Origin of the sequence: Pantoea sp. BRR-3P, assembly GCF_039621635.1 — a bacterium.
Lineage (GTDB): Bacteria > Pseudomonadota > Gammaproteobacteria > Enterobacterales > Enterobacteriaceae > Pantoea > Pantoea floridensis.
In genome coordinates this window covers 2,993,466-3,018,340 of the sequence record NZ_CP155066.1, presented here as the reverse complement: position 1 = coordinate 3,018,340, position 24,875 = coordinate 2,993,466, and the positions used below count along the sequence as shown (strand labels likewise).

Genomic DNA, 24,875 nt, shown 5'->3' with positions numbered 1-24,875 from the left:
AAATGTGTTGCAGCATTGTAGCGGTTCAGTTTCCGTACTGTTGCGATACGCAACACAGATGACGAACTTTGCTGCGTTAATACCCATTATAAGAATGCTTATTTTTTATTAATTTCTTGAATTAAATCGTTTTTATTTCATTTTTCGCCAATTGGGAAAAGCTGGCACGCGCGCTGCAATAGCTTACGCGACGGCGATTGACTCAATGAGAAGCCACAGGGCTGACGCTGTCCGTTCAGATTATCTGACCCTACATTAAGGAGTTTGCGATGCGTTATGCACATCCCGGTACGACCGGCGCTTTGGTTTCCTTTCAAGCGACGTACGGCAACTATATTGCGGGCAAATTCGTCGAGCCGCTGAGCGGCCAATACTTTACTAACACCTCACCGGTGACTGGCGGCGATATCGCACAGTTTCCTCGCTCGGATGCACGCGACATCGATTTAGCACTGGATGCCGCTCATCAGGCAGCGGAAGCCTGGGGGAAAACCAGCGTCCAGCACCGCGCCAACATCCTGTTGCAGGTGGCGGATCGCATTGAGGCGAATCTCGAGAAACTGGCGGTAGCGGAGAGTTGGGATAACGGTAAACCGATTCGTGAAACCCTGAATGCCGACCTACCGCTGGCGGTGGATCACTTCCGCTATTTTGCCGGTTGCTTGCGCGCACAGGAGGGCAGCACCGCAGAAATCGATGAAACGACCGTGGCGTATCACTTCCATGAACCGCTGGGCGTGGTGGGACAAATTATCCCGTGGAACTTTCCGCTATTAATGGCGGCGTGGAAACTTGCGCCGGCGTTGGCTGCGGGGAATTGTGTGGTGTTAAAACCGGCGGAACAAACGCCGCTGGGTATTACGCTGCTGATGGAAGTGATTGGCGATCTGTTCCCGGCGGGTGTGCTAAATGTGGTGCAGGGTTTTGGCCGCGAGGCCGGTGAGGCGCTGGCGACCAGCAAGCGTATCGCCAAAATCGCCTTTACGGGTTCTACGCCGGTAGGGCGTCACATCATGGCGTGTGCTGCGGAAAACATCATTCCCTGTACCGTCGAGCTGGGTGGTAAATCACCGAACATCTATTTCGCTGATGTCATGGACGGCGAGGACGATTTTATTGAAAAGGCGGTGGAAGGTTTGGTGCTCGGCTTCTTCAATCAGGGCGAAGTCTGTACTTGCCCGTCGCGCGCGTTGATTCATGAATCGATCTATCAAGCCTTCATGGATCGCGTGATGGCGAAGGTGGCAAATATCCGCCGTGGTGATCCGTTGGATACCGACACCATGATTGGCGCGCAGGCTTCGCGTCAGCAATTCGACAAAATCCTGTCTTATATCAACATCGCACGCGACGAAGGTGGGCAGATTCTGACGGGGGGCGATCGTGCAAACGTCGCTGCTGAGCTGAATAACGGATTTTATATTCAGCCTACCTTAATCAAAGGAACTAACCAGATGCGCTGTTTCCAGGAGGAGATTTTTGGGCCGGTGATTGGCGTCACCACCTTTAAGGATGAGGCAGAAGCGCTCGCCATCGCCAACGAAACGCAGTTTGGTCTCGGGGCTGGCGTATGGACACGCGATACCAATCTGGCGTATCGCATGGGACGCGGTATTAAAGCTGGGCGCGTCTGGACCAACTGCTATCACATCTATCCCGCTCACGCGGCATTCGGCGGCTATAAGCAATCGGGTGTGGGTCGTGAGACGCACAAGATGGCGCTGAGCGCCTATCAACAAACCAAAAATCTGCTGGTCAGCTATGGCACCGCGCCTTTGGGTCTGTTCTGAGTCCGCATCCGATCAAATGGAGAGTGAAAGATGAATATGCACATCAAAACCACCATGAAAGCCGCCGTTGTAAAGTCTTTTGGTGAACCGTTAGTGATTGAGCAGGTACCGGTGCCGCAGGTTGGACCGGGGCAGATTTTGGTGAAGATCGCGGCAACCGGCGTGTGCCATACCGATTTACATGCGGCGGAAGGAGACTGGCCAATCAAGCCCAATCCGCCGTTTATTCCCGGTCACGAAGGGGTAGGGCAGGTTGTGGCGCTAGGGGAAGGGGTTAAACATCTGAAGATGGGCGATCGCGTAGGTGTGCCGTGGCTCTATTCGGCATGCGGTCACTGTGAACACTGTCTGGATAGCTGGGAAACACTGTGTCTGTCGCAACAAAATGCCGGTTATTCAGTAAACGGTAGCTTCGCAGAATATTGCCTCGCCGATGCCAACTATGTTGGCATCATTCCGGATAACGTTGATTACAATGAAATTGCGCCGATCCTCTGCGCGGGGGTCACCGTCTACAAAGGCCTGAAGATGACTGACACCAAGCCTGGCGATTGGGTGGTGATTTCTGGTATCGGTGGATTGGGACATATGGCGGTTCAGTATGCGGTGGCGATGGGGCTCAACGTGGCGGCGGTAGACATCGACGACGAGAAGCTCGAGTTTGCGAAACGCCTTGGTGCCAGCGTGGTGGCCAATGCGAAAAATGTCGATCCGGCGAAGGTGTTCCAGGAGAGTTTCGGTGGGGCGCACGGCGTACTGGTCACTGCGGTTTCACCAAAAGCCTTCGAGCAGGCGATTGGCACGCTGCGTCGTGGCGGCACCATGGTGCTAAATGGTTTACCACCGGGCAAATTCGATCTGTCGATCTTTAATATGGTGCTGGATGGCATCACGGTGCGCGGTTCTATCGTCGGTACGCGTAAAGATTTGCAGGAAGCATTAGATTTTGCCGGGCGTCACAAAGTGAAAGCCACCGTGGCGGTGGAACCACTGACCAACATCAACGATATTTTTGCACGCATGCACGCCGGTAAGATTGAAGGGCGCATTGTGGTGGATATGTCGTTGTAATAAAAAGCCCGACGCTAGGGTCGGGCATGTTTATTAGCAGCTGGCGAGCAGCGCTTCAAGTTCGACGCGGCTCGTCACTTTACTGTCGATCTTGATGTAAGCACTTTTCTCTTCCGGCACGATAAATACCGATGCTACGCCAGGCTGCGCTTTCAAACGTTTCTCAAGGTTTGGCACCGCCAGCACCGCATCACTGAGCATGATGCGCAGGCTGCTGACGTAAGGTGGCTCCTGCATCGACATCGCCACAAACAGCCACGCTGCTGCGACAATCGCACCCACCAGGAATACGGTTTGTGCGTCTACGTGCCCAAAGATCCAACCGCCCATACTGCCGCCAATCGCCACACCAATGAACTGGCTGGTGGAGTAGATACCCATTGCGGTGCCTTTATAGCCCGCGGGCGACTCTTTACTGATCAAGGATGGCAGAATTGCTTCCATCAGATTGAAGGCGAGAAAGAACAGCTGCACGCCAATCACTAACGTCCAGAAGTGGCCCGCAGCGCCCCATAGCACGATCTCCGCGACGATAATGGTTGCTACGCAGCCGACAAACACGCGCTTCATGCGGCGCTTCACTTCGGCATAAATAATGAAAGGCACCACGGCGACAAAGGCGATCAGCATCGTGACCAAATAGACTTTCCAGTGTTCTGCCGCGGGCAAACCGGCCTGTTCAAACTGGCCTGGCAGTGCCACGAAACTCGACATCAGCAAAATGTGCAGGCAGAGAATACCGATATTCAGTTTTAACAATCTTGGATTGGCCAACACCGCGCGGATGCTGCCTTTTACCATACCCGATTCGCGATTGAGTACGTGGTTCGGCGCCGTTGGTACCACTAACAAGGTAATCACGATGCCGAGCGTGGCGAGGATGGCAATCATCCAGAACAGCGCGTGCAGGCCCAGCGCATGGGTGACAATCGGGCCGACCACCATCGCAATAGCAAAGGTAACGCCAAAACTGATACCGATGAACGCCATGGCTTTGGTGCGGTTCTGTTCGCGAGTTAAATCTGACAGCAGCGCCATTACCGCAGCGGCGATCGCGCCGGAGCCTTGCAAGGCGCGGCCTAAAATCACGCCCCAGATGGAATCGGAAGTGGCGGCAATAACGCTACCAAAGACAAAGAGTAGCAGCCCGCCGACGATCAGCGGCTTACGGCCAACGCGATCGGAGAGGAGACCGAAGGGAATCTGGAAAACGGCTTGTGCTAAACCATAGATACCGATTGCGAGACCAATCAGCGTTTCACTGGCGCCCTGTAACGCCATGCCGTACGTGGTGAGTACTGGCAAGACCATAAACATTCCCAGCATGCGCAGGGAAAAAACGGTGCCTAAACCCCATGTAGCGCGAAGCTCTACTGGCGTCATTTTATTGTCGTTCATGTTTACCTCAAAATTATGCTGTGCCCATTTTAGGCAGCAGGGCAGGGCGGGTAAAACATTTGTTCTTAAGCAGTGGTAACAAAAAGAAAGGGCGCGAAATTCGCGCCCTTTACTCCATTTGCGGTGCTGTATTACCAGACGTAAGTCAGCAGATCTTTTGACGCTGGCGTCATGAAATCAACCGACATCATCACGCTCAATGCGGTGATTGCGACAATTGAGAACACAAACAGTTTACGCGCCCAAACTTTATCGTTTGAGGTTTTGTAACCTGAGAGCGCCATGCCGAGCCACCACACGCTCACGGCTGCAGCCACCACCAGATATTTGTAGCCCGCGTAACCGCCAAGCGTCAGCATCAGCGTGGCAATCATGAACGCCAGGATATACAGCGTAATATGATTTTTTGCCACCGAGATGCCTTTCACTACCGGCAGCACCGGAATGTTGGCAGCCTGGTAATCTTTAAAGCGGAAGATGGCAATCGCATAGGAGTGCGGCATCTGCCACAGGCTAAAGATAGCCAGTAAAATCAACGCGCCAGCATCAAACTGGTTGGTCACCGCGCAGTAGCCAATCACTGGCGGCGCAGCGCCAGAGAGGCTACCAATCAGCGTGCCGTAGACCGAGTTACGCTTCATATAGAGGCTGTAAACGCCTACATAAACCACGAAGCCCATCACCGCCAGCCACATGGCCAGCGGATTAGCGCCGAAATACAGCAACGCAAAGCCAGCAATACCCAATGCGGTTGCATAAACCAGGCTTACTTTCGCCGAGATCAGGCCTTTGACCAGAACACGGTTCCGCGTTCTCTCCATTTTGATGTCGATATCGCGGTCAATCACGTTGTTGAAAACACAACCTGATGCGACAACCAGCGATACGCCAACCAGTGAGGCGAGAAACAGGGTGTAATCAATGCTGCCTTTCGAAGCCAGCAGGAATCCACCGATCACAGAAATTAAATTGCCGAAAATAATTCCTGGTTTTGTTACTTGCAGGTATTGCTTAATCATTACGCGACTCTTTAGTGGGCCATCATGTTGTAGTTGAGGTTCCACATAATCCACAGTGAGCCTACAACAACAATCAAGATGATGAGTGCTGAGAAGACGATGGCCACCATGTTCCAGCCACCTTCTGATTTGCTGTCTAAGTGCAGGAAGTAGACCAGGTGAACCAGCACCTGAACCACCGCACACACCAGAACCACACCCAGAATGGTGCCGTGTGAAGCGCCGCCATCCATCACCATCCAGAACGGAATACCGGTCAGGATGATCGAGAGGACGAAGCCGATCATGTAAGACTTCACGCTACCGTGCGAAGCGCCATGTTCGTTAACAGAATGACTCATTACATGGCTCCCATCAGGTAGACAACGGTGAATACGCAGATCCACACCACATCCAGGAAGTGCCAGAACAGGCTGAGGCACATGATACGGGTGCGGTTGGTTGCAGTCAGACCACGTTTAGAAATCTGGAACATCATCACTGCCATCCAGATCAGACCAGAGGTCACGTGCAGACCGTGCGTGCCGACCAGCGTAAAGAACGCTGACAGGAAGCCGCTGCGGTCAGGACCGAAGCCTTCCTTGATCAGGTGATGGAATTCATAGATTTCCATCCCGATGAAGCCTGCACCGAACAGGAAGGTCAAAGCTAACCAGCTGATGACCGAGCCTTTGTTCTGGTTGTTCATCGCGATCACTGCCATGCCATAAGTAATGGAGCTGAGCAGCAGCAGCGCGGTTTCGACCAGAACGAACGGCAGTTCGAAGATGTCTTTACCTGCCGGGCCACCGGCAGTGTTATTGACCATAACTGCATAGGTCGCAAACAGGGTTGCGAAGATAATGCAGTCACTCATCAGGTAGATCCAGAAGCCAAAGACTTTATTGGCTCCTGCATCGTGATGCCCATGCTCCGCATGGGCGTCGTGGTGGTGTTTTGCAGTTTCAGTTGACATTATTTCAGACCTGCTTTGCTGATTTCGTCAAAGTGCTTCTTCTCGATCTGCTCGACTTCGGCAACCGGTACGTAGTAATCCACGTCTTCATCGAAGCTCTTCACAATCCAGGTCACGATAGTACCCAGGAAGGTGAGGCCAGCCAGCCACCAGATATGCCAGATCATTGCGAAACCGAAGACAGTCATCAGAGCCGCGATAACAACAGCTGCACCGCTGTTTTTCGGCATATGAATTTCTTCATATTTTTCTGGCTGCTTATACGCTTCGCCTTTCTCTTTCATTTCCCAGAACGCATCACGCTCGTGAATCTGTGGGATAACGGCAAAGTTATAGAACGGCGGTGGTGAAGAAGTTGCCCACTCCAGCGTACGGCCACCCCACGGGTCACCGGTCAGATCGCGGTTCTGGTCACGGTCACGCACTGAAACGTAGAACTGGGTAATCTGGCACAGGATACCGCAAGCGATCAGCGCCGCACCGCCTGCTGCAACCACCAGCAGAGTGTGGAACTGAGGATCGATGTCCTGGCTGATACGACGCGTCATACCCATGAAGCCCAGCGCATACAGCGGCATGAATGCCACGAAGAAGCCGATGATCCAGAACCAGAACGCGCGGATACCCCATTTTTCATTCAGCGTGAAGCCAAATGCTTTCGGGAACCAGTAGGTCACGCCAGCCATACAACCGAACACCACACCACCGATAATCACGTTATGGAAGTGGGCAATCAGGAACAGGCTGTTGTGCAGAATGAAGTCTGCACCTGGAACCGCCAGCAGAACACCTGTCATACCACCAATAGAGAAGGTAACCAGGAAGCCGATGGTCCACAGCATCGCTGAGTGGAACTCAACGCGACCCTGATACATGGTGAACAGCCAGTTGAAGATTTTCACGCCGGTCGGGATGGCGATGATCATCGTCATGATACCGAAGAAGGCGTTTACGTTCGCGCCGGCACCCATGGTAAAGAAGTGGTGCAGCCAAACAATGAACGACAGTACGGTAATCGCGATGGTCGCCCACACCAGTGAGGTGTAACCGAACAGACGCTTTTTAGAGAAGGTTGCAGTGACTTCAGCGAAGACACCAAACACCGGCAGAACCAGGATGTACACTTCTGGGTGACCCCAGACCCAAATCAGGTTGACATACATCATCATGTTACCGCCCATTTCATTGGTGAAGAAATGGAAGCCGAGATAACGGTCAAGTGTCAACAGAGCCAGCGTAACGGTCAGTACCGGGAACGCAGCGATGATCAGGACGTTAGTACACAGTGATGCCCAGGTGAATACCGGCATTTTGAACAGGTCCATGCCCGGCGCACGCATCTTCAGAATGGTAACGAAGAAGTTGATACCGGTCAGTGTGGTACCAATACCGGACAGCTGCAGACTCCAGATCCAGTAATCGACCCCGACGCCAGGACTGTACTCCGCACCCGAAAGCGGCGGATAAGCCAACCAGCCGGTCTGTGCAAACTCGCCCACACCCAGAGAGATGTTCACCAGGATCACACCGATCGCGGTAAACCAGAAGCTCAGGTTGTTCAGGAACGGGAAGGCAACGTCACGTGCACCGATTTGCAGCGGTACCGCGATGTTCATCAGACCTACCACGAAAGGCATCGCCACGAAGAAGATCATGATCACGCCATGCGCGGTGAAGATCTGGTCGTAGTGGTGCGGCGGTAGAATGCCAGCTTCACCAGCGGAAGCCATCACTTGTTGGGTACGCATCATTACCGCATCGGCAAAGCCGCGCAGCAACATGACGAAGGCCATGATGATGTACATGATACCCAGTTTTTTGTGGTCGATGGAGGTGAACCATTCAGACCACAGGTACTGCCACTTACCAAAATAGGTAATCGCCGCAACCAGCGCCAGACCACCCAGAATGATAGCGGCAACCGTAACCACGATAATGGGTTCGTGGTATGGCACTGCATCCAGTGTTAATTTTCCGAACATCGTATTATTCCTCGGCTCCCGCGGAAGCGGCGTGACTCATGTCCATACCTTTATGCTCTGGCATGTCCATCTTCCCGTGGCTCATCATGAACTTATCAATCACTTGCTTGAACAGTTCTGGATTAGCAGTTGAGAAATATTCCACCGGGTGATTTTCGCTTGGCGTAGCCACTTTCTCGAAATCATCCATGGTGGTCAGCGTGTTAGGTGCCGCTTTAACTTTGGCCACCCACTGCTGGAATTCCGCATCGTCTTTGGTTGCAATGGCTTTGAACTTCATACCAGAGAAACCACGACCACTGAAGTTTGCAGAGATACCGTCAAATGTTCCTGGCTCGTTGGCGATCAGATGCAGTTTGGTCTGCATACCGGCCATCGCGTAGATCTGGCTGCCGAGAGTAGGAATAAAGAAGGAGTTCATCACGGAGTTGGAGGTGATCTTGAAGTTCACCGGAGTATTTGCCGGGAAGGCAATTTGGTTAACGGTTGCAATACCCTGTTCTGGGTAAATAAACAGCCATTTCCAATCCAGCGCCACTACATCGATCTCAACCGGTTTAACGTCAGAAGCCAGCGGTTTGCTTGGTTCCAGCGCGTGGGTTGATTTCCAGGTCAAAACGCCGAGGAAGATAATGATCAGGATCGGAATGGTCCAAACCACGGCTTCCACTTTGTTTGAGTGTGACCAGTTAGGGCTATAGGTTGCATTAGTATTGGTTGCCCGATATTTCCAGGCAAAAAATACTGCCATGAAGACTGCCGGGATAACCACGATCATCATCAAGCCAAAAGCTGTCAGAATCAGCGAACGTTGCTCCAGTGCAATCTGTCCCTTGGGATTTAACAACGCACTATCGCAGCCACTGAGTAATACAGCGCCTGCAATTAATGACAAAATCCCCAAACTTTTATTGTATTTACTGAGTCTCATTTAACGACCTCAATGACAAAGGGCTCTATTGTCGTTTAAGTGTGCGCGCATTTTACGGGAAGGTTTATGCAGTGTAAACCAGCTTAAGGATGTGTCAGAAGGCTGTTGACACCTTTTGCTAAGGGTGTCACAGATGTTACGCAGGGTGACAAATTATTAACTGCGACAAGCAGTTGGCGTCAATATAACAAAAAACAATGATAGAAACCGCAGAAAAATCAGGGAAAGTATAAACCGTACTCTTAATGCTCATTTATTTAACATTTCTGCATCATTTTGGCGATGACTTTTAAACAAACTAATTGCTCACCGGATTTAAATATTAGCCTTTGATGTTAATTTAATGTTTCTAATTCGCGATAAAAAAAATGCTATTGGTAAAAAAGAGTAGGCGATATTTTTAGCCAATTATTCCGGGGCAAACAATTAACCTTTTCCTAATCCCGATTTTATCGGGGCATTTTTCTTAACGCTAAAGCATCTAAAATTACGCCTAAAGCAACGGCGAGCAGCGCAACGGCCATTCCAATCTCAAACATCGGTGTGAGTAGTGCATCAAGCGGCAGCATGCCAGTGGCATTCAGGGCGAGCGAGAGCAGCCACACGGCCAGTAAACCGCAGCCAACGCTGAATAAACGAACCGTCCAGCGATAGCCCTGCGGCCATAAACTGCGCATCACAAACTCGCCACTTTGCTGGATATGGTGCAAGGTGCCGCGACACAGCCAAAGCAGCAGCAAGCCTGGAACGCCAGCAAAAACGGTAAAAGCGTAAAAGGTTGGCCAGCCCCACAATTCCACCAGCCAGCCGGCGGCGGGTCCGACGTAAACTCGCCCAACGGCCGAAAGGGCAGAAAGCAGCGCGAACTGCGTCGCCGAGAAAGACTTATTACATAGCGTCATTAATAGCGCAACAAAAGCCGCCGTACCCATGCCACCACACAAGTTCTCGATAAACACGGCACTCGCCATGCTCCACAGGTGCGGTGACGTCACGGCCAATAGCCAGTAAGCGAAATTGGAAACGGCTTGCAGCACGCCAAAGATCATCAGCGCCCGGAACAAACTCAAGCGCTGCATTAACACTCCGCCATACAGCGCGCCGATAATCGTCGCGAGTAGGCCGAGCGTTTTGTTAACCAGGCCAACGTCACCGGCAGTGAAGCCAACGCCGCGAATCAGGAAGGTAGTGGTAAGTGATGCAGCAAAGGCATCACCCAGCTTATACAGGATGATGAGGGTGATCAGCAGCCAGGCATTATTGCGCTGGAAGAAATCTTTCAGCGGGAAGGTCACGGCCTGACGTAATGTATGCGGTTCCCGCGCTGGCGTTGCTGGCTCTTTCGCTAGCAGTGTTGCGATGAGTCCCGGCACCATTAACAGCGCCATCAGCCAATAAGTGGCCTGCCAGCCGAGATAACGATCTGCTAGCCACAGCGCCAGTCCGCCCGAAATCAACATCGCCAAACGGTAACCCAGTACGGTTATGGCTGCGCCACTGCCGCGCTCTTCCGGCGGCAGCACGTCGGTTTTCCAGGCGTCAAACACGATATCCTGCGAAGCAGAGCAGAAGGCAACCAATACCGCTAATGCAGCCAGTAGCACTAAATCACGTGACGGCTGCATAAAACCCATGGCGATAATGCCGCCAATCAATGCCAGCTGCGTGACCAGCAGCCAGCCGCGACGCCGGCCGAGAAACGGCGGCGTATAGCGATCCATCATCGGCGACCACAAAAACTTAAATACATAAGCCTGACCGACAAGGGAGAAGAACCCGATGGTTTTCAGGTCAACATTCTCTACCGTCATCCACGCTTGCAATGTCCCGGCGGTTAACGCCAGCGGTAAGCCGGAGGCAAAACCCAGCAGCAGCAATACCGCCGCATTGCGTTGGGTGAAAATACGTAGATAGTGAGAAGTCATAACCAACCTGAAATGAAGCCCGGCTGAATGTCGCCGGGCAGATTACTGCGGAAATTAGCGGGCGTTCTGCTTAATAAAGTTATGCACGCTGGTGTCCTGCGCCATATCAGCGATCACATCACTCAGCGTTGAGTTAACGGCGTTGGTGATTTTCTCGTTAGTGGCCGTGAATGCCCCTTCTACGCTATAAGTCTGGCGATAGTTTTTCACCTGCTTGTTACCGTTCTTCGCGGTAGCAATAATTGAAATATCAGCCTTGGTGGTGATGCTATAACGCACGTTACCTTGGGTCACGTCTGCATATAAGCCGTTAACCACGATTTGCAGATCAACTGCGCCGCTTGGGCCGATCATGTAACCGCGCGACGTCATCTGCTTCTCCAGCACTTCCTGCAGCAGGAAACGCAGATCGCGCGATGGGGTCAGCGTGATCAGCTGACCATCACGGTTAACTTTCGCCAGCGCCTGATCGGAACGTTGATCGGCACCGTTAACGCTGATGGTAATACCCATCAGGCTGGGATCTTGCTGAGGAAGTTGGATCTTCGGTTGAATATCCAGTGTTGTGGTGTTGCTGGCACAGCCGGCCAAAATAAATGCAGCCAGCAGAGGGAATAACAGTTTTTTCAACATACTCATTCTCGTTAGCATATGGGTTGGTTTGCAAAACTGCGGCCATCATAGCATTGCGCAGCGGTGAAAAAAGCCCCGTGCGAATGGAAATTGATTGTAAAGGATTTTTTCAGGTTAACGGGAACGTCGTCCGGTTGACCTGGCAGATAAGCGGGTTACTATGCGCAGCGCGGGGGATTTATTTCCGGCTAACCTGCGGAAGCGGCAAAAAACCTACTAATATTTATACAGATGGGCACAGCGCTCGCCGGAAAGGAGTGTTAATCATGATTCGCGAACAAATAGAAGAAAAGCTGCGTAACGCTTTCGAGCCTGCACATCTTGAAGTGCATGATGAGAGCTATCGTCATAACGTGCCCGCCGGTTCTGAAAGTCACTTTAAAGTGGTGATTGTCAGCGATCGATTTACCGGTCAGCGCTTTTTGCAGCGTCATCGCGCCATTTATGGTGAACTGGCCGCTGAGCTAGCAGGCAGCGTGCACGCGCTGGCACTGCACACCTATACGCAAAAAGAGTGGGATGGATTACAGGATACCGTATTGGCTTCACCAAACTGTCGCGGTGCCGGGACGCTCGCCTGAAACCTTATCACCACGTCATCTAAAAACGGCCAGCAGGCCGTTTTCTTTTCCTTTATTCCCCTTAAACGCGATCCACGGCGCAAAAAAGCAGCAAAACCGCTAAAAAGTGGTGAGTTTGCAGCCTCGACTCATTCCAGCGATGCCGCTATAATGCGGCGTCTATTTTTCCGGAATGTCTTCGGGACGCTTCTGGTGACAGGGATTAGGTTCTGCCTGCAGAGGCCGTCCCGGTTGTTGGATACGGCGCATTTATGTGTGGTGTCTGAAGTTGACCGAGCACGTGATTTTTTGAGGTAACAAGATGACAGTTTCAGTAGAAACCACTCAGGGTCTGGGCCGTCGCATTTCGATTACTGTTGCAGCTGACAGCATCGAAAGCGCAGTGAAGAAAGAACTGGTGGAAGTGGCTAAGAAAGTCCGTATCGACGGTTTCCGTAAAGGCAAAGTGCCGGCACACATCATTTCTCAGCGCTACGGTGCTTCTGTTCGCCAGGACGTGCTGGGCGAGCTGATGACGCGCAACTTCGTTGACGCCATCATCAAAGAGAAAATCAATCCGGCTGGCGCACCAAACTATGTGCCGGGCGAATATAAAGAAGGCGAAGACTTCACCTACGCGGTTGAGTTCGAAGTGTATCCAGAAGTTGAGCTGAAAGGCCTGGACGCTATCGAAGTTGAGAAGCCAGTGGTAGAAGTGACCGACGCTGACGTTGATACCATGCTGGAAACCCTGCAGAAGCAGCAGGCGACCTGGAAAGAGAGCGATGCAGCAGCAACGGCTGAAGATCGCGCTACCATCGACTTCAGCGGTTCTGTTGACGGTGAAGAATTCGAAGGCGGTAAAGCCTCTGACTTCGTGCTGGCAATGGGCCAAGGCCGTATGATCCCAGGCTTCGAAGAGGGCGTTGTTGGCCATAAAGCCGGCGAAACCTTCACTATCGACGTGAAATTCCCAGACGATTACCACGCTGAAAACCTGAAAGGGAAAGACGCGAAGTTCGAAATCGTGCTGAAGAAAGTTGAAACCCGTGAGCTGCCAGAGCTGACAGAAGAGTTCATCAAGCGCTTTGGCGTGGAAGATGGTTCAATTGCCGGTCTGCGTGCTGAAGTGCGTAAGAACATGGATCGCGAGCTGAAAGGCGCTATCCGTAATCGCGTGAAGTCTCAGGCGATCGACGGTCTGGTTAACGCTAACGAAATCGATGTACCGGTAGCGTTGATCGACAGCGAAATCGACGTTCTGCGTCGTCAGGCGGCACAGCGTTTTGGTGGCAACGAGAAGCAAGCGCTGGAACTGCCACGTGAACTGTTCGAAGAGCAGGCTAAACGTCGCGTTGTTGTTGGACTGCTGTTGGGCGAAGTGATTCGCATCAACGAGCTGCAGGCTGACGAAGACCGCGTTAAAGCGCTGATTGAAGAGATGGCTTCTGCGTACGAAGATCCGCAGGAAGTGATTGAGTTCTACAGCAAGAATAGCGAGCTGATGAACAACATGCGCAACGTGGCTCTGGAAGAGCAAGCGGTTGAAGCGGTACTGGCGAAAGCGAAAGTCACCGATAAAGCCACTAACTTCCAGGAACTGATGAACCAAACCTCAGCGGCTTGATTCGTTCGTTAACCGTAAGTGCTAAGCCCGTGACTGAAAAGTCGCGGGCTTTTTCGTTTCTGGCGTTAAGTGCGCAGATTTGTCGTCTATTTGCTTAATTAATCGGCAAATTATCCGCTAAGCTCTTTTTCCGTGTTAGCGAATGAGCAAAAGGTTGTTATGCTTGAAACAACTGGGCAGCATCCCCAGATACAGGGAGAATGCATGAAAACAGTGAGACTGGCTGATTAACCGTCCTGTTATGTCGGAGTGAGAGGACCGCGCATAGTTTTCCCTGCGCGCCTCACGTAAAATCGGTACAGAATGTTGCCAATGAAATTTATCAGGAGACGGTAATGTCATACAGTGGCGATCGTGAATTTACTGCACCGCACATGGCGCTGGTGCCTATGGTGGTTGAACAAACCTCGCGCGGCGAGCGTTCCTACGACATCTACTCTCGCCTGCTCAAAGAGCGTGTGATCTTCCTGACCGGTCAGGTTGAGGATCATATGGCTAACCTGATCGTGGCGCAGATGCTGTTTCTGGAAGCTGAGAATCCTGAAAAAGACATTTATCTCTACATTAACTCGCCAGGCGGCGTGATTACTGCGGGAATGTCTATTTATGACACAATGAAATTTATCAAGCCTGATGTAAGTACCATTTGTATGGGCCAGGCTTGTTCAATGGGCGCGTTCCTGCTGACTGCAGGCACCAAAGGCAAACGCTTCTGCCTGCCTAATTCACGTGTGATGATTCATCAGCCACTGGGCGGATATCAGGGTCAGGCGACAGATATCGAAATCCATGCGCGTGAAATTCTGAAAGTTAAACAGCGCATGAATGAGTTGATGGCTGAGCACACCGGCAAATCGCTGGAAGAGATTGAACGCGATACCGAGCGCGATCGTTTCCTCTCAGCGGGCGAAGCGGTAGAGTATGGCTTAGTCGATTCAATCCTGACGCATCGCCAATAAGACACATCTGTCTGTCCCTTACGCTATAGTTAACGGGGAACAGGCAGATGGGTTGAATGAATATCGGCCGTTGATGTGCGGCCAGAGCCGTACAACAAATTTGGTCTGAGAAACAAAAGAGGTTAGCTGATGACAGATAAGCGCAAAGACGGTTCAGGTAAGTTGCTGTACTGCTCTTTCTGCGGCAAAAGCCAGCATGAAGTCCGTAAGCTAATTGCCGGGCCGTCAGTGTACATTTGCGATGAGTGCGTTGATCTCTGCAACGACATCATTCGTGAAGAGATCAAAGAAGTTGCGCCGCATCGCGAGCGCAGCTCACTGCCGACGCCGCATGAAATCCGCCATCACCTTGATGATTATGTTATTGGTCAGGAAAGGGCGAAGAAAGTGCTCGCGGTAGCGGTATACAACCACTACAAACGCTTGCGCAATGGCGATACCAGCAATGGCATCGAACTGGGCAAAAGTAACATTTTGCTGATCGGTCCAACCGGTAGCGGTAAAACCCTGCTAGCAGAAACGCTGGCGCGCTTACTGGATGTGCCATTTACCATGGCCGATGCCACTACGCTGACCGAAGCGGGCTATGTGGGTGAAGATGTTGAAAACATCATCCAGAAGCTGCTGCAAAAATGTGACTACGACGTGCAGAAAGCACAGCGCGGCATTGTCTACATCGATGAGATCGACAAGATTTCTCGTAAGTCAGACAACCCGTCGATCACCCGTGACGTTTCGGGCGAAGGTGTACAGCAAGCGCTGTTGAAACTGATTGAAGGCACCGTGGCTGCCGTACCGCCGCAGGGGGGACGTAAACACCCGCAGCAGGAATTCTTGCAGGTTGATACCTCTAAGATTCTGTTCATCTGTGGTGGCGCATTTGCCGGTCTCGACAAAGTGATTTCTCAACGCGTTGAGACAGGATCGGGTATCGGCTTCGGTGCAACGGTGAAAGGTAAATCGCAGAAAGCGAGCGAAGGTGAACTGCTGTCGCAGGTTGAACCTGAAGATCTGATTAAATTTGGCCTGATTCCTGAGTTCATTGGTCGTCTGCCGGTTGTGGCAACGCTGAGCGAACTGAGCGAAGAGGCGCTGATTCAGATTCTGCGTGAGCCTAAGAACGCGTTAACGAAACAGTATCAGGCGCTGTTCAATCTTGAAGGCGTTGAACTTGAGTTCCGTGACGAGGCATTAACGGCTATCGCCAAAAAAGCGATGTCGCGTAAAACAGGTGCTCGTGGTCTGCGCTCCATCGTGGAAGGCGCACTACTCGAAACCATGTATGACTTGCCTTCAATGGATGATGTCGAAAAAGTAGTGATTGATGAGTCAGTTATTGAGGGTCAATCTGAGCCAATGTTGATTTATGGAAAGCATGAAGCCCAGGCTTCTGGTGAATAAATAAACAATCGCACTACGTTGATGTCTTAAAAAAGGGGAAAATCTTTCCCCTTTTGTTTTTCTCTCGCCAGTGACATTGAATGTCGTACAAGCATCCCCATATACTCAATATCCTGTGGGTTTAACTGCAAAACCTCAATTACGCGGTACCCATCACCTGGCGGACATTAAACTAAGAGAGAGCTCTATGAATCCTGAGCGTTCTGAACGCATTGAAATCCCCGTGTTGCCTTTGCGCGACGTGGTGGTTTATCCGCACATGGTAATTCCGTTGTTTGTTGGCCGGGAAAAATCGATTCGGTGCCTAGAAGCCGCGATGGATCATGATAAAAAAATCATGCTGGTTGCACAGAAAGAGGCTTCAACGGATGAACCTGGCATTAACGATCTCTTCTCAGTAGGGACCGTCGCTTCTGTATTGCAGATGCTGAAACTTCCAGACGGCACAGTAAAAGTGTTGGTTGAAGGTTTGCAGCGCGCGCACATCACCACGCTGGCGGATAATGGCGACCATTTCGTTGCTCAAGCCGAATACCTGATCTCACCTGAAATTGAAGAGCGTGAGCAGGAAGTGCTGGTGCGCACGGCCATTAACCAGTTTGAAGGCTATATCAAGCTCAACAAAAAGATCCCGCCTGAGGTATTAACTTCCCTCAACAGCATCGACGATGCGGCCCGTCTGGCCGACACCGTAGCCGCGCATATGCCGCTAAAACTGGCTGACAAACAGTCGGTGCTGGAGATGTCCGACGTCAATGAACGTCTGGAATATCTGATGGCGATGATGGAATCAGAAATCGATCTGCTGCAGGTTGAGAAGCGCATTCGCAACCGCGTTAAGAAGCAGATGGAGAAAAGCCAGCGCGAGTATTACCTGAATGAGCAAATGAAAGCCATTCAGAAAGAGCTGGGCGAAATGGATGACGCGCCTGACGAATACGAGGCGCTGAAACGTAAAATTGAAGCGGCAAAAATGCCGACTGAAGCGCGTGAAAAAGCGGAAGCTGAACTGCAGAAGCTGAAAATGATGTCGCCGATGTCTGCAGAAGCTACGGTAGTTCGTGGTTACATCGACTGGATGGTACAGGTTCCATGGGTCGCGCGCAGCAAGGTGAAAAAAGACCTGCGCAAAGCGCAAGAGACACTGGATATCGACCATTATGGTTTAGAGCGCGTCAAAGATCGCATCCTTGAGTACCTTGCGGTGCAAAGCCGTGTTAGCAAAATCAAAGGGCCGATTCTGTGCCTCGTTGGACCGCCAGGCGTAGGTAAAACCTCGCTGGGCCAGTCAATTGCTAAGGCTACCGGACGCAAATATGTGCGTATGGCGCTGGGCGGTGTACGTGATGAAGCGGAAATCCGCGGACATCGTCGCACCTACATCGGTTCTATGCCGGGCAAACTGATCCAGAAAATGGCGAAAGTCGGCGTGAAAAACCCGCTGTTCCTGCTGGATGAGATCGACAAGATGTCGTCTGATATGCGTGGCGATCCAGCTTCAGCGCTGCTTGAGGTGCTGGATCCCGAGCAGAACATCGCGTTCAACGATCACTATCTGGAAGTCGATTACGATCTCTCTGACGTGATGTTTGTGGCGACCTCCAACTCCATGAACATTCCGGCACCGCTGCTTGACCGTATGGAAGTGATTCGTCTTTCCGGTTATACCGAAGATGAAAAGCTAAACATCGCTAAGCAACATTTGCTGCCGAAGCAGATTGAGCGTAATGCGCTGAAAGACAAAGAGATCACTGTCGATGACAGCGCCATTGTCGGTATTATTCGCTATTACACCCGTGAAGCGGGCGTGCGTAGTCTGGAGCGCGAACTCTCCAAGCTGTGCCGTAAAGCGGTAAAAACGCTGCTGATGGACAAATCGAAAAAATATATCGTGATCAACGGTGACAACCTCAAGGATTTCCTTGGCGTACAGCGCTTTGATTATGGTCGTGCTGAAAGTGAAAGCCGCGTGGGGCAGGTCACCGGTTTGGCATGGACAGAAGTGGGCGGCGATCTGCTGACCATCGAAACCGCATGCGTGCCAGGCAAAGGAAAACTTACCTATACCGGTTCGCTGGGCGAAGTGATGCAGGAATCGATTCAGGCCGCGCTGACAGTTGTGCGTGCGCGTGCGGAGAAACTCGGCATCAATGCTGATTTCTACGAAAAACGCGACATCCACGTGCATGTGCCTGAAGGTGCAACACCCAAGGATGGTCCGAGTGCTGGTATCGCCATGTGCACCGCGCTGGTCTCCTGCTTAACCGGTAATCCGGTGCGTTCTGATGTGGCGATGACAGGCGAAATTACATTGCGTGGTTTGGTCCTGCCGATCGGCGGCCTGAAAGAAAAACTGCTCGCAGCACACCGCGGTGGCATTAAAACGGTACTGATCCCGGACGAAAACAAGCGCGATTTGGATGATATTCCACAGAACGTGATTGCCGATCTGGAGATTCACCCGGTGAAGCGTATTGAAGAAGTGCTGAACCTGGCACTCGAAAATGCGCCTTACGGCATGCAGGTTGCAACCGCAAAATAGTGATTAGCGGCATAAACCGCTAAAAAGCGAAGCTGGCAGGCAAAATGGTGCTTGCCAGCTTTTTTTTGTGCCGCTAACTTAGTGGGCTGCTGGATCAACGATTAAGATGAATACCGTTGTTTCGGCTCCACAGGCTTGATATAACTTGCTGCGCGTTCGCACCGGGCGGGAAGCACGGGTGCGATGTGAATAATAAAAGAGGGGATGAATAGAGTGAATAAGTCACAGTTGATCGACAAAATTGCTGCAGATGCTGACATTTCTAAAGCAGCAGCGGGACGTGTTTTAGATGCATTCATGGACTCCGTTACCGAAGCTCTGAAAGGCGGTGATGAAGTGGCACTGGTCGGTTTCGGTACTTTCTCTGTGCGTGAGCGTGCAGCTCGTACAGGCCGTAACCCACAAACCGGTAAAGAGCTGACCATTCCGGCTGGTAAAGTTCCGGGCTTCCGTGCGGGTAAAGCACTGAAAGATTCCGTCAATTAATGACCGCTGATACCTCCATTGAAGCATTTTCTTCTATGGATTGAGGACGCAAAAGCCGTTCTCATGTAACATACGGGCACATCATTTTTGATGTGCCTTTTTTATTCTTGATGCGCGGCGATAGCCTATGGTTGTTGTCTCCGCATGGTTGCCAACTGCCAGCCTGAACAGCAGTTGCACGATGATGACATCGTGTCAAAGCTTTACATTCACACTACAGCGGAGTGTTGTCATACCATGATGGACAATTTACGCGCGGCGTCGAATCATGTCGTGCTCAAGATTATTTTGGGATTGATCATCCTGTCTTTCGTACTCACCGGGGTGGGCAACTACCTGATTGGTGGCGGCAATGATTATGCTGCTAAAGTTAACGGTCACGAGATCAGTCGCGCAGAACTGGAGCAGGGCTATAACAATGAGCGCAATCGTCAGCAGCAGATGCTAGGCGATCAGTTCTCGCAGTTAGCCAGCAATGAAGGTTATATGCAGCAGATGCGTCAACAGGCGCTGTCGCAATTGATTGATCAGGCGTTGCTCGATCAGTACATCAAAGATCTGCACATTGGCATTAGCGATGAGCAGGTTAAGCAGGCGATTTTCAATCAAAAAGCTTTCCAGACCAACGGTAAGTTCGATAACGCTAAATATAGCGGTCTGATAACCAGCATGGGCTTTACGGCAGATCAATACGCCGAAGCACTGCGTAAGCAGCTGGCAACCCAGCAGCTGATCAACGCGATTGCTAATACCGATTTCATGCTGAAAGGCGAAACCGGCAAGCTGGTCGATCTGGTTTCACAGCAGCGTGAAATCCGTCAGGCGGTGATTGATGTCAACGCACTTGCGGCTAAGCAGACTGCCAGTGATGAAGAGGTCAGCCAATATTATCAGCAGCATCAAAACAGCTTTATGGCACCGGAGCAGTTCCGCGTAAGCTATATCAAAATGGATGCCGCGAGCCTGCAGGAAAACGCCAGCGAAGCAGATATTCAGAGCTGGTACGATCAACATAAAGCCGATTACTCACAGCCACAGCGTAACCGCTACAGCGTGATTCAGACCAAAACGGAAGCCGATGCAAACGCGGTTGTTGAGGCGCTGAAGAAGGGTGAAGATTTCGCCGCATTGGCGAAAAGCAAATCCATCGACCCCATTTCAGCCCGCAAAGGCGGCGACATGGGTTGGCTGGAACCTAACACTACGCCAGATGAGCTGAAAAACGCCAACCTGACGCAGAAAGGCCAGCTTTCCGGCGCTATCAAATCTTCTGTTGGTTTCCTGGTGGTGCGTCTGGATGACATCCAGCCGGAGCAGGTCAAGCCGCTGGTTGAAGTACATGACGCCATTGCCGACAAAGTGAAACAAGAAAAAGCGGTTGATGCTTTCTACAAGATGCAGCAGAAGGTGAGCGAAGCGGCCAGCAACGATAACGAATCGCTGGCAGGTGCTGCGCAGGCTTCAGGTCTTAAAGTGGCGGAAACCGGCTGGATTACGCGTGATAATCTGCCAGCCGATCTGGATTTTGACCAGGTTAAGCAGGCCATCTTTAACGGTGGTTTAGTGGGCCAGAACGGTGCGCCAGGAAACAATTCCGACATCATCTCTGTAGATGGCGATCGCGCCTTCGTCTTGCGTATCAGCGAGCATAAGCCGGAAGCGGTGAAGCCGTTAGATCAGGTTAAAGCGCAGATTGTGGATACCCTGAAGCACGATAAAGCAACGCAACAGGCGAAAGCACAAGCAGACAAACTGCTGGCCGATCTGAAAGCCGGCAAAGCGGATGCACTGCAAGCTGCGGGCCTGACGCTGAGCGCCAGCAAATCGTTTGATCGTAACGCGCAAGATCCAGTGGCACAGTCGGCCTTTAATCTGCCACAACCGACGGATAATAAGCCGTCCTGGGGCGTGAGCGAAGATATGCAGGGCAACGTGGTGCTGGTTGCGTTGGATAAAGTCAGTGCGGGCAATATGCCGCAAGCGCAGATCGACGAGATGGTGAAAGGTGTGACGCAAAATAATGCGCAAATCGCCTTCGAAGCGCTGCTGGAAAACCTGCGTAAAGAGGCGAAGATTAAGTACGGCGCCGCTGCACAAAACCAGTAAGCCTCACAAAAAAAGTTAAATCACTGCAATATCGAAAGGCCGCTTATGCGGCCTTTTCCATTTCTGAAATTGCCCTTTTGAGCCCTGATTTCAGCTGTGACACCCTGCTGTGGCTGTCAAACACAAGGAGAAACACAGCATGGTGAAATCAACGTTTCAAGCCCTATGCATTACGCTGGCGCTGGGTGGCGCAGTTTATACCACCGGACTGGCGGCTGCCGAAAGTCCCAGCGAAACGCAGTCGACCCAGGTCTCAACGCCACAGGAAGGGCAGGTCAGCATCAATTCTGCCACCGCCGAACAGCTCGCCGCAGGTATGAATGGTATTGGACTGAAAAAAGCTCAGGCGATTGTCAGTTATCGCGAGCAGTACGGTCCGTTTACTGCCATTGAGCAACTTAAGGAGGTTCCCGGTATTGGCAGCGCATTGATTGAGCGGAATAGCGATCGGCTTAAACTGTGAAGCGACTCGCGACTTTGAAGGAATGAAATAGCCTGAATTCAGGCTGTGCTATGCTCAACAGGTCTTACCAGTTGTCATTCTCAGCCTGAACAGGAGCTACAATGCAAACCACAATTAAAGTGCGCGGTTATCATCTGGATGTTTATCAGCACGTGAATAACGCGCGCTATCTGGAGTTTCTTGAAGAGGCGCGCTGGCAGTGGCTGGAGGATGTCGATGCGTTTCATTGGCTGATGGAGCAGCAGCTGGCGTTTGTGGTGGTCAATATTAATATCAATTACCGTCGTCCAGCGGTGCTGGGCGACGTACTCAATATTGAAAGTGAAGTGTCACAGCTGAGCGGTAAAAGCGGTGTCATAACACAGCGGGTGCTGCTGGCCAGTGATAACTCAGTTGTGGCCGATGCCGCACTGACTTTTGTTTGTATTGATTTGCGCACGCAAAAAGCGGTACCGATGGAAGGAGAATTACGTGAGCGTTTGGCTTCTCTGATGGCGGAAAGTGACTGACGCCAGTGGCGCCAGTGTAAGTCGCGGCCTAATCAGTTGAGGCCGCTTTTTTGTTTCATTGCTGCCATTACGGCTGACGCATTAGCCTGATAATCTGCCAGGCCTCGAGCCCGTAAGTGGCAAGCCGCGCATTCACCACAGCCATCGCCTTTCACGCCGTTATAACAAGTGAGGGTTTCTGCACGCACCAGCGGCAACTGTTGCCAGTAATCAGCCAGCGCCCAGGTTTCGGCTTTGTTCAGCCACATCAGTGGCGTTTCAAAGCGAATATTGCGCGCCATACCAAGGCTCACAGCGTTGTTGAGCGCTTTTACAAACTCATCCCGGCAATCCGGATAGCCAGAGAAATCCGTTTCACACACGCCGGTGATCACGGCTTCTGCTTCAACCTGATAGGCGTAAATTGCGGCCAGCGTCAGGAACAGAATATTGCGGCCCGGCACAAAGGTGCTCGGTAAACCGCTGGCATTAGGATCGTAAGTGGGCACGGGAATGTTGTCGCGCGTTAGGCTGCTGACGGCGAGTTCATTAAGCAGCGTAACATCCAGTACTTTGTGCGCGCGTGCGCCCAGCTGGTGTGACAGTGCTGCCGCAACCTCAATTTCTTCACGATGACGCTGACCGTAATCAAAAGTGACGCAATGCACTTCATCGTAGTGTTGCAGCGCCTGAATTAAACACGTGGTGGAGTCTTGTCCGCCACTAAAAACCACAACAGCTCGTTTCATTTGTTCTTCCCCAAAATTCAGTGTGCCTATGGTACTGGCTCAGGCAAGGGCTGAACAGTGTTGGCAGCCGTTGGCGGTGGGATCCATGCTCGGGTGAAATCAAACCAGCCCAAGCTGTTAAGCTGGATACCTTCCACGCCCGGTGGCGCAAATACCTGATAGCGATAGTTAAACAGGGGGAGCAGATAGCCATCGCTCATCAGCTGCTGGAACAGCTGTTGGGTTAAATCACTGCGCTGCATCGCACTATCCTGCTGAGCAATGGCGCTCAGGGAGGGTTGCAATACTTTTGCGCGCAGCGGCAGCCATAGCGGATCATTCTCCAGCCAGTTTACCAAAGTAAACAGCGGAGCATCGCCAATCAGTCGATCGCCCATCACCACATCGGCCTGACTAAGATCGCTATCATCGCGCCAGCTTTTTACATCATGAAAGACGCAGGTAAGGGCGCAGCCGTATTGCGCTAATAGCGGAACCAATGCCTGTGCCATCACATGTAGTTCAACCGGTAAATGGTAATGCAACGTTAGCGTTTGCGGCAGTGCTATCGCATCACTTGCTGCTAATGGCACCGGCCAGCCAGGCAACAACTCATGACTGGGGGTAATCAACCCTTCAGCCAGCGGTAGCTGCTGAATCACGCCGCTGCGCTGAATTAGGGCAATCAATAATTGGGCCTGTTTGGTGCTGAAATGTGACGAGATACGCGGTGCCAGATAGCAAAATCCCAGGCTGATACTGCGGTCAACCGATCGCAGCTTATCCAGTTCATCCGGATCGCCAATGGCAATTTGTACCGGGTGGCTACAGCTGGTGCCGAGGTCACGATCAAACAGTTGTGGTGTGATCCAATATTCCATGCGCTGAATCAGCGGGCGCTGAAAGTGCCAGCGAGTATGGCTCTCCAGCCGCACCATTTCAGGAGTGAAATGAGTCAGTTTCCAGGGACCGCTGCCAATATCAGCAAAGTCAGGATGAGGTAACAAGCAAAACTGATGCGCAAGCCGCTGCGGTAGCCAGTAATCACTTTCATTTAACTGGATGCGAATGGCCAGAGGATGCGGGGCTTCAATCTTTTCAATGGCCGATAGCAGACGCAAGCCGCGCGGAGTTTGCCTGATCTGCATCAGTTGTTCGACCAACTGCGCGGCCTGCATGGGCTCATCGTTATGCCAGCTAAGCTGTGGACGCAGCCAGAAGTACCAGTCCCTGCCGCTGGCATCGTGCTGCCAATGATGGGCGATATCACCTTCAACATCATTACCGCGAAACCGCGTTAATCCCGAGAAAATTTGTCGCGCCAAATGCTGTTCAGCGCGTCCGGTTAGTTGCAGAGGGTGCAATGGCTCCATTGGACGGTAGTAGGGGATACGCAGCACCGGAGACTGATTCTGCCATTGCCCACCCATCAGTGGCCGCAGCATTTTCACCAGCCGTTCAGGATCGAGATCCAACACCTGCAATGCCTGCACCGCTTCGCCGGCGTCAAGCTGTTGAGTTAACAGTTGTTGACGCAGCTGCTCTGGCGATACTAAAAAAGTCAGTTCGCCCTGTTTGCCGCGCCCTGATTCGCCACGCCAGCGCAGCCACCCAATCTCTTGCCATTGTCGTAGTAGCGTGCGCACATGGCGCTCGCTGCAAAAACAGTGCTGCGCCATCGCGGCGACGCTAAGGCGTTGCGTCTCACCGTGACTGAGTTGCCAAAGACGTTGAAATTGATTAACCCGATGAAGTTCGCGCATCGCTAAACCCGGAACAGTTTTAATGAAGTATTCACTATTAGTTCCGTA

General features: G+C 51.8%; 21 protein-coding genes. 11 read left to right on the top strand and 10 right to left on the bottom strand.

Going from position 1 to position 24,875, the window contains the following annotated elements; genetic code table 11:
• Window positions 1–269 precede the first annotated feature (269 nt).
• The gene (locus tag AAGR08_RS14085; RefSeq protein WP_345827158.1) at window positions 270–1,790 is read left to right on the top strand and encodes an aldehyde dehydrogenase family protein; all 1,521 of its coding nucleotides are present in this window, start codon (window positions 270–272) and stop codon (window positions 1,788–1,790) included.
• A gap of 30 nt (window positions 1,791–1,820) precedes the next feature.
• Window positions 1,821–2,861: an alcohol dehydrogenase AdhP gene (gene adhP / locus AAGR08_RS14080; protein ID WP_097094720.1), complete on the top strand. Its 1,041-nt coding sequence runs from the start codon at window positions 1,821–1,823 to the stop codon at window positions 2,859–2,861.
• A 33-nt stretch (window positions 2,862–2,894) separates the two neighbouring features.
• Here the strand turns inward: adhP and AAGR08_RS14075 are convergent, their stop codons facing one another.
• The 8 genes from AAGR08_RS14075 to AAGR08_RS14040 all read right to left on the bottom strand — a co-directional run bounded on the left by AAGR08_RS14075 (window position 2,895) and on the right by AAGR08_RS14040 (window position 11,704).
• A complete protein-coding gene (locus AAGR08_RS14075; protein WP_097094719.1) occupies window positions 2,895–4,259 on the bottom strand; it encodes an MFS transporter in 1,365 nt (454 codons plus the stop codon).
• Between the two features lie 131 nt (window positions 4,260–4,390).
• On the bottom strand, window positions 4,391–5,278 hold the full coding sequence (gene cyoE, locus AAGR08_RS14070; protein WP_008103945.1) for a heme o synthase: 888 nt from the start codon (window positions 5,276–5,278) through the stop codon (window positions 4,391–4,393).
• Between the two features lie 11 nt (window positions 5,279–5,289).
• Window positions 5,290–5,619 carry a cytochrome o ubiquinol oxidase subunit IV gene (locus tag AAGR08_RS14065; protein WP_007886986.1) on the bottom strand — a complete coding sequence of 110 codons (330 nt, stop codon included), beginning with the start codon at window positions 5,617–5,619 and terminating at the stop codon, window positions 5,290–5,292.
• Window positions 5,619–6,233 (bottom strand): cytochrome o ubiquinol oxidase subunit III, encoded by a 615-nt coding sequence (locus AAGR08_RS14060; protein WP_007886985.1) that lies wholly within the window; start codon window positions 6,231–6,233, stop codon window positions 5,619–5,621. Before AAGR08_RS14060 ends, AAGR08_RS14065 begins: the two co-directional genes overlap by 1 nt.
• Window positions 6,233–8,215, bottom strand: a complete 1,983-nt coding sequence (gene cyoB, locus AAGR08_RS14055; protein ID WP_097094718.1) for a cytochrome o ubiquinol oxidase subunit I — start codon at window positions 8,213–8,215, stop codon at window positions 6,233–6,235. Before cyoB ends, AAGR08_RS14060 begins: the two co-directional genes overlap by 1 nt.
• 4 nt (window positions 8,216–8,219) lie before the next feature.
• The gene (gene cyoA / locus AAGR08_RS14050; protein WP_097094717.1) at window positions 8,220–9,146 is read right to left on the bottom strand and encodes a cytochrome o ubiquinol oxidase subunit II; all 927 of its coding nucleotides are present in this window, start codon (window positions 9,144–9,146) and stop codon (window positions 8,220–8,222) included.
• Window positions 9,147–9,595: 449 nt separating this feature from the next.
• On the bottom strand, window positions 9,596–11,071 hold the full coding sequence (gene ampG / locus AAGR08_RS14045) for a muropeptide MFS transporter AmpG (RefSeq protein ID WP_097094716.1): 1,476 nt from the start codon (window positions 11,069–11,071) through the stop codon (window positions 9,596–9,598).
• Window positions 11,072–11,125: 54 nt separating this feature from the next.
• Window positions 11,126–11,704, bottom strand: a complete 579-nt coding sequence (locus AAGR08_RS14040) for a lipoprotein (protein WP_097094715.1) — start codon at window positions 11,702–11,704, stop codon at window positions 11,126–11,128.
• 263 nt (window positions 11,705–11,967) lie between these two features.
• Here AAGR08_RS14040 and bolA point away from each other — a divergent pair, with 263 nt between their 5' ends.
• The 9 genes from bolA (at window position 11,968) to AAGR08_RS13995 (ending at window position 22,357) form a co-directional block, all read left to right on the top strand.
• Window positions 11,968–12,285: a transcriptional regulator BolA gene (gene bolA, locus AAGR08_RS14035; RefSeq protein WP_176519194.1), complete on the top strand. Its 318-nt coding sequence runs from the start codon at window positions 11,968–11,970 to the stop codon at window positions 12,283–12,285.
• 301 nt (window positions 12,286–12,586) lie between these two features.
• Window positions 12,587–13,891 (top strand): trigger factor, encoded by a 1,305-nt coding sequence (gene tig, locus AAGR08_RS14030; protein ID WP_097094714.1) that lies wholly within the window; start codon window positions 12,587–12,589, stop codon window positions 13,889–13,891.
• 335 nt (window positions 13,892–14,226) lie between these two features.
• On the top strand, window positions 14,227–14,850 hold the full coding sequence (gene clpP / locus AAGR08_RS14025) for an ATP-dependent Clp endopeptidase proteolytic subunit ClpP (protein ID WP_007886971.1): 624 nt from the start codon (window positions 14,227–14,229) through the stop codon (window positions 14,848–14,850).
• 129 nt (window positions 14,851–14,979) lie between these two features.
• Window positions 14,980–16,251 (top strand): ATP-dependent protease ATP-binding subunit ClpX, encoded by a 1,272-nt coding sequence (gene clpX, locus AAGR08_RS14020; protein WP_008103932.1) that lies wholly within the window; start codon window positions 14,980–14,982, stop codon window positions 16,249–16,251.
• Window positions 16,252–16,438: 187 nt separating this feature from the next.
• Window positions 16,439–18,793, top strand: a complete 2,355-nt coding sequence (lon, locus tag AAGR08_RS14015; RefSeq protein ID WP_345827157.1) for an endopeptidase La — start codon at window positions 16,439–16,441, stop codon at window positions 18,791–18,793.
• Between the two features lie 213 nt (window positions 18,794–19,006).
• Window positions 19,007–19,279 carry a nucleoid-associated protein HU-beta gene (hupB, locus tag AAGR08_RS14010; RefSeq protein WP_036648244.1) on the top strand — a complete coding sequence of 91 codons (273 nt, stop codon included), beginning with the start codon at window positions 19,007–19,009 and terminating at the stop codon, window positions 19,277–19,279.
• Between the two features lie 237 nt (window positions 19,280–19,516).
• Complete coding sequence (ppiD, locus tag AAGR08_RS14005; protein WP_345827156.1) at window positions 19,517–21,385, top strand: peptidylprolyl isomerase; 1,869 nt, start codon at window positions 19,517–19,519, stop codon at window positions 21,383–21,385.
• A gap of 139 nt (window positions 21,386–21,524) precedes the next feature.
• Window positions 21,525–21,848, top strand: coding sequence for a ComEA family DNA-binding protein (locus AAGR08_RS14000; RefSeq protein WP_097094710.1), 324 nt, complete (start codon window positions 21,525–21,527; stop codon window positions 21,846–21,848).
• Between the two features lie 101 nt (window positions 21,849–21,949).
• The gene (locus tag AAGR08_RS13995) at window positions 21,950–22,357 is read left to right on the top strand and encodes a YbgC/FadM family acyl-CoA thioesterase (RefSeq protein ID WP_097094709.1); all 408 of its coding nucleotides are present in this window, start codon (window positions 21,950–21,952) and stop codon (window positions 22,355–22,357) included.
• A 32-nt stretch (window positions 22,358–22,389) separates the two neighbouring features.
• Here the strand turns inward: AAGR08_RS13995 and queC are convergent, their stop codons facing one another.
• Together queC and AAGR08_RS13985 are read right to left on the bottom strand one after the other, a co-directional pair.
• Window positions 22,390–23,085, bottom strand: a complete 696-nt coding sequence (queC, locus tag AAGR08_RS13990) for a 7-cyano-7-deazaguanine synthase QueC (protein WP_097094708.1) — start codon at window positions 23,083–23,085, stop codon at window positions 22,390–22,392.
• A 26-nt stretch (window positions 23,086–23,111) separates the two neighbouring features.
• Complete coding sequence (locus AAGR08_RS13985; protein ID WP_345827155.1) at window positions 23,112–24,827, bottom strand: SgrR family transcriptional regulator; 1,716 nt, start codon at window positions 24,825–24,827, stop codon at window positions 23,112–23,114.
• Window positions 24,828–24,875: the final 48 nt, after the last annotated feature.

What these genes read in the sequence shown, in the direction of transcription:
- AAGR08_RS14085 (WP_345827158.1), top strand. Translation starts at nt 270, where the DNA reads ATGCGTTATGCACATCCCGGTACGACCGGCGCTTTGGTTTCCTTTCAA.
- adhP (WP_097094720.1), top strand. Translation starts at nt 1,821, where the DNA reads ATGAATATGCACATCAAAACCACCATGAAAGCCGCCGTTGTAAAGTCT.
- AAGR08_RS14075 (WP_097094719.1), bottom strand. Translation starts at nt 4,259, where the DNA reads ATGAACGACAATAAAATGACGCCAGTAGAGCTTCGCGCTACATGGGGT.
- cyoE (WP_008103945.1), bottom strand. Translation starts at nt 5,278, where the DNA reads ATGATTAAGCAATACCTGCAAGTAACAAAACCAGGAATTATTTTCGGC.
- AAGR08_RS14065 (WP_007886986.1), bottom strand. Translation starts at nt 5,619, where the DNA reads ATGAGTCATTCTGTTAACGAACATGGCGCTTCGCACGGTAGCGTGAAG.
- AAGR08_RS14060 (WP_007886985.1), bottom strand. Translation starts at nt 6,233, where the DNA reads ATGTCAACTGAAACTGCAAAACACCACCACGACGCCCATGCGGAGCAT.
- cyoB (WP_097094718.1), bottom strand. Translation starts at nt 8,215, where the DNA reads ATGTTCGGAAAATTAACACTGGATGCAGTGCCATACCACGAACCCATT.
- cyoA (WP_097094717.1), bottom strand. Translation starts at nt 9,146, where the DNA reads ATGAGACTCAGTAAATACAATAAAAGTTTGGGGATTTTGTCATTAATT.
- ampG (WP_097094716.1), bottom strand. Translation starts at nt 11,071, where the DNA reads ATGACTTCTCACTATCTACGTATTTTCACCCAACGCAATGCGGCGGTA.
- AAGR08_RS14040 (WP_097094715.1), bottom strand. Translation starts at nt 11,704, where the DNA reads ATGTTGAAAAAACTGTTATTCCCTCTGCTGGCTGCATTTATTTTGGCC.
- tig (WP_097094714.1), top strand. Translation starts at nt 12,587, where the DNA reads ATGACAGTTTCAGTAGAAACCACTCAGGGTCTGGGCCGTCGCATTTCG.
- clpP (WP_007886971.1), top strand. Translation starts at nt 14,227, where the DNA reads ATGTCATACAGTGGCGATCGTGAATTTACTGCACCGCACATGGCGCTG.
- clpX (WP_008103932.1), top strand. Translation starts at nt 14,980, where the DNA reads ATGACAGATAAGCGCAAAGACGGTTCAGGTAAGTTGCTGTACTGCTCT.
- lon (WP_345827157.1), top strand. Translation starts at nt 16,439, where the DNA reads ATGAATCCTGAGCGTTCTGAACGCATTGAAATCCCCGTGTTGCCTTTG.
- ppiD (WP_345827156.1), top strand. Translation starts at nt 19,517, where the DNA reads ATGATGGACAATTTACGCGCGGCGTCGAATCATGTCGTGCTCAAGATT.
- AAGR08_RS14000 (WP_097094710.1), top strand. Translation starts at nt 21,525, where the DNA reads ATGGTGAAATCAACGTTTCAAGCCCTATGCATTACGCTGGCGCTGGGT.
- AAGR08_RS13995 (WP_097094709.1), top strand. Translation starts at nt 21,950, where the DNA reads ATGCAAACCACAATTAAAGTGCGCGGTTATCATCTGGATGTTTATCAG.
- queC (WP_097094708.1), bottom strand. Translation starts at nt 23,085, where the DNA reads ATGAAACGAGCTGTTGTGGTTTTTAGTGGCGGACAAGACTCCACCACG.
- AAGR08_RS13985 (WP_345827155.1), bottom strand. Translation starts at nt 24,827, where the DNA reads ATGCGCGAACTTCATCGGGTTAATCAATTTCAACGTCTTTGGCAACTC.